Below are 7,683 nucleotides of genomic sequence, written 5' to 3' on the forward strand. Positions count from 1 at the left end.
CTTTCGATCGAGATGATAAATAGTTTACTGGATTCATCATTGAAAGTGTAGTCTCTCCATTCCGCGGTGCTTCACGCGAAATGATGATTAGTTTATTGTAATTAACATACACCCATCTTTGCATCCTTCGCGTCAAAAACTTTGCGAACTTTGCGGTTTAAAACAAGAGAGGTCTTTTATTTTTTATACAACGTATAGGTTTTCCCTGCACCTGTTTTTATATCATACAATTGAGTTTCAGGCAAATCAATAGTTACAGCTGGCGCCAGTTTGGAAACTACGGGTTTTGGCGTTTTGTTAAGGAAGAAAAAAGGATTCTGATTCTCACCAATGGCATTTTTGGCTTCAAGCTTAGCTAAATTTAATTCATTAGGCACCCTGATCCGTAAATTCCCGCCCAAATTCGATTTAATCACCAGTTTAGTAATCATACCGTTTACCCATTCCAGTTTAACAATCTCAAATCCACCCTTCGCTCTTAAACCGGTAACATGTCCCCTTGATTTCCAGACATCTGGAAGTGCAGGTAATAATTGAATATCGCCATTATCTGATTGCATCAACATTTCTGCTATCCCCGAAGTACAACCAAAATTACCATCAATCTGAAAAGGCGGGTGCGCATCAAAAAGATTATTATAGGTACCACCGCTCGCCCGGTTTCCTCCAACAGGCGTTAACTGGTTCTGAATAAGTTTGTAGGCATGATTGCCATCCAACAGCCTTGCCCACCAGTTCACTTTCCATCCCATGCTCCAGCCTGTAGAAACATCGCCGCGTTGCAAGAGTGTTTTTTTGGCCGCAGCATACAACGCTGGTGTTTGGTATGGCGATATTTGAGCGGATGGGAATAAGCCATACAAATGAGATACATGCCGGTGGTTATCGTTTGGATCGTCGATATCATCTATCCATTCCTGCAGCTGACCATACTGCCCAACCTGCATTGGCGGGAGCTGACTACGCATATTTTTCAACGTATCCATTAAGGCTCTATCTTCACCTAGAATTTCTCCTGCACGAATCACCGTGCTAAAAACATCATACACAATTTGATTACTCATGATTGTTCCGGCATCGAGCGAGGAGCCCTGATGTGCTGGAGGAGCATTTTCCGGAGACATATCGGGATTAATAACCAAAAATCCTCTTTTAGGGTCTTTAACCAGGAAATCAACATAAAACATGGCCGCTCCTTTTAAAGTTGGATAGGCTGATTTAAGAAATGACCGATCTCCGCTGTAAAGATAGTGTTCCCAAAGATGCTGACTGGCCCAACCTCCACCATGTGTCCAGGCGCCCCAAAATGCACCATCAACAGCGCCGGTTGTTCTCCAGATGTCTGTATTGTGATGCGCCATCCAGCCCCTTGCTCCGTACATATCGTGGGCGGTCTGTTTTCCGGTTTCTCCCAGTTCCTGAACCATTTTTAAGAAAGGCTCATGCAACTCGGCCAGATTTGTTTTTTCGGCAGGCCAATAGTTCATCTCCGCATTAATATTAATGGTATATTTACTGTCCCATGGTGGATATAATTTATTATTCCAGATGCCCTGCAGGTTGGCCGGCTGACCACCAGGCTGAGAACTGGAAATGAGCAGATAGCGTCCATATTGAAAATACAGTGCTGCAAACTGCGGATCGTTAACCGAATTGAAATTCTTGAGCCTGATATCTGTTGGCACATGTTCAAAATCGCTTTTCCCTAACGATAAATCTACCCGATCGAAATATTTATGATATTGTAATTGATGCGCTTTTAAAACGGTCTCAAAGTTTTTAGGCCATGCACGGTTTAACATTTCCCTGGCCTTTAATTTTTCATCCCCGCTAATATCTTTGTAATTGATAAAGTTGGTGGCAATAGCTACATAAATGGTTACCGCGTTCGCATTTTCTACCACAATTGTACGTTCGGTACTGGAGATTTTACCGCCAACATGCTTAAATGCCGCGATCCCATCAAAGCGGACAAGCCCCGGCACGCCCTCATGCGCGGTAGAGGTCCCGGTAATTTCAATTTGCCCTGGCACTTGCGTATTCATTTTAGCACTGGGCTGCAGGGACGATAACGAAGCCGTAAAACTTAACGCACCTGGTTTACTCGAGCTCAGTTCAACCGCAATTACCCCATCGGCCAGCGAGGCCAGCACACGCCGGGTGTAAACCACATCTTTTACCTGGTAAGTGGTGGTGCTTACGGCATTACTAATGTCTAGTTCGCGGTAAAAGTTTGTATAGTCTTCATGACCGGCAAAATCCAGGTGCAAATCTGCAACAGGTTGGAAAATCTGTCCTTGCGACTTTTTGCTGATGATCACTTTATTGGAAAGCTGTTCTGCCTGTTTTTGTTTACCTTCAAAAATAAGCGTTCTAATGCGGGCCAATGAATCTAATGCCAAGGGATTATCATTTCTGTTAGGGCTCCCGCTCCAAAGGCTATGCTCATTTAACTGAATAATTTCATTAACTACATTGCCGTAAACCATTGCGCCAAGCCGCCCGTTGCCAACAGGTAATGCGTTCTCCCAAATTTTGCCGGAAGGGCTATTATACCATAGTTTTAATTTTGGCTTTTGCTGGGCAGCACCTGAGAAAACAACATTGATAAATAGCAACAGGGTCAAAAAATTTTTCATGGAGAAGAATAATCAGTCGTTAAGGATTTAGACTATATTTTTGAAAGGCAGCCTGATCAACAGGCTTAAATAACAACTGACTAAACAGGTGTAAATCATTTTTCCATACTTTAAAATCATGTACCCCTGGTTCAACATAATAAATATGCGGAACATTTTTTTCTACCAGATACTCATGCGTACGCTGCGAGAAGTTAAGCAATCTATCGTTGTCACCACAAGAAATCCAAAGCAACTTAAGCATGGTTTTCGCTTTGGCCGGATCTGGCAACAATTCTGCCGGGACCTTAGTATTTGGAGCAGAAGAAAAACCGCCAACCCAGGCAAACGTGTCTAAATTACCCAAACCAAAATTTAAGGATTGTCCGCCACCCATAGATAATCCGGCAAGTGCACGGTGATTCCTGTCTTTAAAAACAGGATAATTTTTTTCTACATATGGGATCAGATCCTGGAGCAAATCCTTTTCAAAGGTTGCAAAGGCAGCAACTTTTTCTGGTGCCATAATATTTCCGGTAGCACGGTCATCTTGCATCGCCCTGCCGTTCGGCATCACCACCAACATAGGTTCTAACTTTCCCGCGGCATACAGATTATCGAAAATTACCTGAGGTTTACCACCATTAAGCCATTCTTTTTCATCTCCACCGATGCCATGAAGCAAATATAAAACCGGGTATTTTTTAGTTTTCTGATAACCTGGAGGAAAATAAATAGTGGCTTTCCTATTCGTGCCAACAGTTTTTGACGCATACTGAATCGTATCAATTTTTCCATGGGGGATGTTTTCCTGATTAACATCGAAACCTGCAGGTGCTGTAGGAATCTGCTTTTGGGCGAAAACTGCGATTTGAATAAAAAGCAGTGTGACTAAGATAGAGATTAATCGTTTCATTTGAATTTGGTTAGCGGTGACTGGCAGAAATAATTAAGTAACTGCCAGAATAATTATTACTACAAACTTATTGCATCGCATCGCCGGATCATGGAACCATTGATTATTTTGAGTGCAAAAATGTTCAAAAATGCCTTTGAGCAAAAAAAATCATCATTTATTTAAAAATCTTTAATGAACTTCGGTAATAGGTAATTCGGAAAAGTAAAACAATTGACCGTATACATCACTAAGCTAAGAAAAAATTAGTGTTACCAGACATTTTTTAGCAATCGATTGCACAAAAAAACTGAATTGATGTAGTCGAAATATTTTATAGGATCAAGCCTAAAAACCAAATATGAAACAAACTATTAAAGCGCAGGGAAATATTGCTACTCAAATTAAAAGGCAAATTAGCAATTTGATAATGTGCGATCAAAAGGTTACTGAAAACAACATTCGTCTGCTATGAAAATGATCCAAACCATGCGCTGGTACGGCCCTGATGATCTAGTTACGTTAGCCCATATTCTGCAGGCAGGCTGTACAGGGGTGGTAACGGCTTTACATCATATTGCTGTTGGCGAAATCTGGTCTCAGGAAGAAATATTAGTCCGTAAATCAGTTATCGAATCTGCGGGCCTGGTATGGGAAGTGGTGGAAAGTTTACCCGTACATGAAGACATAAAAAAGCGGCAGGGCGAATATCAGCTATGGATTGAAAATTATAAAGTCAGCCTGAAAAACCTCGCCAACTGCGGAATCAAAGTGATTACCTATAATTTCATGCCGGTATTAGACTGGATGCGGACCGATTTAAAATATAAAACCCGCACTGGCGCACTCGCTTTAAGATTTGAGAAAACGGCATTCATTGCTTTTGACCTTTATTTGTTAAACCGACCTGGTGCAGCCGCTGATTATCCACCACAAGAAGTGGAAAAAGCCAAAAGTTTCTTTGCCAAACTCACTGCACAGGAGCAAAACACTTTAATGAGCAACTGTTTACAGGGCCTGCCGGGAAGTAAAGATCATTTCACTAAAGAACAGGTACTTACGCTGCTGGAAGGATATCAAAACATTTCTGCAGAAATACTGAGTGATAATTTAATCCGTTTTTTACAGGAAATCACACCTACGGCTGATCAAAACGGACTCCAGTTAGCCATTCATCCGGATGATCCCCCCTACCCGATTTTAGGTTTGCCCAGAATTATGAGTACAGAAGCGCACGCGCAAAAAATATTAAAGGCGGTGCCTGCGCCATCTAATGGCATCTGTTTTTGTAGTGGTTCTTTTGGTGCCCGGCCAGATAATGATTTAAAAGGAATGATTGAACGGCTGGGAAACAAAATATATTTCCTACACCTGAGAAGCGTGCAACGGGAGGATAACGGTAACTTTTATGAAGCCAATCACCTGGAAGGAAATGCAGACATGAGCGGTTTGGTAACAGCTATTCTAAAGCTCATGCATTCCGAAAACCGTGCTATCCCCATGCGTCCCGATCATGGCCATCAAATGCTTGATGATCTGGATAAAAATCCCTACCCGGGTTATTCTGCGATAGGAAGACTGAAAGGCCTGGCCGAACTACGCGGACTCGAATTGGGCATCAGCGAAACTTTAAAGACAAATTAAATACCTGATTAGATACCTGGAAAATCTTATTTTCAGATTGTCCCAAAAAAACACATAAAAACCCGAACATATTTCTTTAATAACCAAATTTAATTATGAAAAAAATCATTTATTTATTCTTACTGTGCTTCACTACACAAGCTTTTGCACAGATAAAATTTACCAATCCCATTCTTGCCGGTTTTTATCCGGATCCAAGTATCACCAAAGTCGGTTCTGACTATTATCTGGTTAATTCTACTTTTTCTTACTTTCCGGGCATCCCTGTTTTTCACAGCAAAGATTTAAAAAATTGGAAACAGATTGGAAATGTAATTGAGCGTAATACACAAATGACTTTTCTTGGCGATGGAACCTCACGCGGTTTGTTCGCACCGTCTATCAATTACCATAAAGGAACCTTTTATATGACCTGTACCAACATAGATAAGGGTGGAAATTTTGTAATGACGGCTAAAAATCCTGCAGGTCCATGGAGCGACCCAATATGGCTTCGCGAAGTACGCGGAATAGATCCATCGTTATTTTTTGATCAGGATAAGGCGTATATTGTTTACAATAGTGATGCTCCGGACAATAAGCCGCTTTACAGTGGCCACCGCACCATACGCACCTACGAATTTGATCCAGCGACTCTCAAAGTTAAAGGGGAAGAACATTTGCTTGTAAATGGTGGAGTAGATATTTCTAAAAAACCGGTATGGATTGAGGGACCACACATTTTTAAACGGGGTGATTGGTATTATATCTGCGCTGCCGAAGGTGGCACGAGTGTAAATCATTCGCAGGTTATACTCAGAAGTCGCTCGGCTACCGGCCCATATGCACCTTATGAAAAAAATCCGATTCTAACACAACGGGATTTAGATCCGAACCGTGCAAATCCGGTTACCTCAACCGGCCATGCCGAATTAGTTGAAGGACCTGATGGAAAAACTTATGCCATTTTTCTTGCCGTGCGTCCATATGAAGGAAATTTTTACAACACCGGAAGGGAAACTTTCATCGCACCAGTTAAATGGACAGATGGATGGCCGGTAATCAATCCAGATTTCAAGGAAGTACAATATCAATATGAAGCGAATTTTAAAGAAGTTAAACAAAAGGGAACGCCACCCCAAAGTGGTAATTTTTCTTATCGCACCACATTTGATAAAGGTCTGGATCAATCCCTGTTATTTTTAAGAAAAAACGACAGTTCATGGTACAAACTGGACAAAAAAAACGGGCTAACGATGAAACTTAAGCAAGAAACCTGCATGGAAAAAGGGAATCCTGCTTTTTTAGGTAAAAGACAGCAACACATGTTCTGTTCAGCAAGTACATCACTTCATTTTTTACCGAAATCTGAAAATGAAAAAGCAGGATTTATGATCTTTCAGGGGGAATTTAATTTTTACTTTATGTGTAAATCTCTTAAAGGAGATAAAGAGGTCATTCAGCTCTTTAAAGGCGATAAGGCTACCAACCAAATGGCATTAATTACGGAATTGCCATTGCCTAATTCATCAGCCGATCTTCAGCTGGAGATTGAAGCTAAAGGTGGTTTATATGATTTCAAATATCGTCAGGGAGGTAAGGAATGGCAAATCCTGAAAAAAGACGTTGATGGCAAATATTTAAGTACGCAGGCAGCCGGTGGATTTATTGGTTCACTTTTCGCACTGTATGCTACCTCGTCTGGCCAACCAAGCGACAACACAGCGAGCTTTAAATGGATTGATTATAGTGGAAACGATAAAATTTATAATTCGAAATAACTTGTTTTTGTAGCGGCACCTATCATTGCTGCTCCAAAAAATCCGTCATCCCGACCGAAACAACGTGGAGGGGAGAAATCTTTGAACCTAGCAGAAGATTTATCCCCGCCTGTACGGGAAGGCACTACCGTCGAAATGACTCCCTTTCCTCATCAATCCCAACTCCATCTGGTACCTACCGGATAATGATTACTCTTGCGGTTCGTCACCCTGAACTTCCGCCCGGCCAGTCGGACGGGTGTTTCAGGGTCTTTTATACGGAAATAGATCTTGTACGTGGAATTTCAAAATATGCTGTCGGCTGAAAAGCCTTCGTAAAGCTACGATCCCTCCTGCAGTTCGTCACCCTGAACTTCCGCCCGGCCAGTCGGACGGGTGTTTCAGGGTCTTTTATACAAAAATTGATCTTATACATGAAATTATAAGATCACGTTCGTTTCCAAACGAGTATTTATTAATCAATGTGTTTTAAACACAAACGATAAAATCGTTATTACTACGTCCGCACTCGTTAAAAACGAGCGCGAGCTTTGAAACAAGTTCAGCATGACGAATCGGTTAGGATGGGTCGTCTATAAGGTAGTATTTTAATTAATTATCGAGTTCAGGTTAACAGATAAATAGGGCAGATATGTCCCTCAGGAAATCGTCATTCCCAACTTGATCCGATGGCTCCTATGTTTACAAATGTTTAATTTAGTAAGCATAAAGTGAAAAGGATCGAGAGTAGACCGATGGCAAAATAACTCATGAAGTATATTGACCG

At 41.4% G+C, this 7,683-nt stretch carries 4 protein-coding genes; 2 read left to right on the plus strand and 2 right to left on the minus strand.

Annotation, left to right across the window (positions count from 1 at the left end):
- Window positions 1-176: 176 nt before the first annotated feature.
- Together BLR60_RS22090 and BLR60_RS22095 are read right to left on the minus strand one after the other, a co-directional pair.
- Window positions 177-2,639 (minus strand): glycoside hydrolase family 95 protein, encoded by a 2,463-nt coding sequence (locus BLR60_RS22090; RefSeq protein WP_090503901.1) that lies wholly within the window; start codon window positions 2,637-2,639, stop codon window positions 177-179.
- Between the two features lie 19 nt (window positions 2,640-2,658).
- Window positions 2,659-3,534, minus strand: coding sequence for an alpha/beta hydrolase (locus tag BLR60_RS22095; protein ID WP_090503904.1), 876 nt, complete (start codon window positions 3,532-3,534; stop codon window positions 2,659-2,661).
- 450 nt (window positions 3,535-3,984) lie between these two features.
- On the opposite strand from BLR60_RS22095, the gene uxuA reads away from it, so the two are divergent.
- Window positions 3,985-5,157, plus strand: a complete 1,173-nt coding sequence (gene uxuA, locus BLR60_RS22100; RefSeq protein WP_090503906.1) for a mannonate dehydratase — start codon at window positions 3,985-3,987, stop codon at window positions 5,155-5,157.
- A 95-nt stretch (window positions 5,158-5,252) separates the two neighbouring features.
- Window positions 5,253-6,917 (plus strand): glycoside hydrolase family 43 protein, encoded by a 1,665-nt coding sequence (locus BLR60_RS22105; RefSeq protein ID WP_090503909.1) that lies wholly within the window; start codon window positions 5,253-5,255, stop codon window positions 6,915-6,917.
- Window positions 6,918-7,683: the final 766 nt, after the last annotated feature.

The organism is Pedobacter terrae (assembly GCF_900100705.1).
GTDB classification, from domain to species: domain Bacteria; phylum Bacteroidota; class Bacteroidia; order Sphingobacteriales; family Sphingobacteriaceae; genus Pedobacter; species Pedobacter terrae.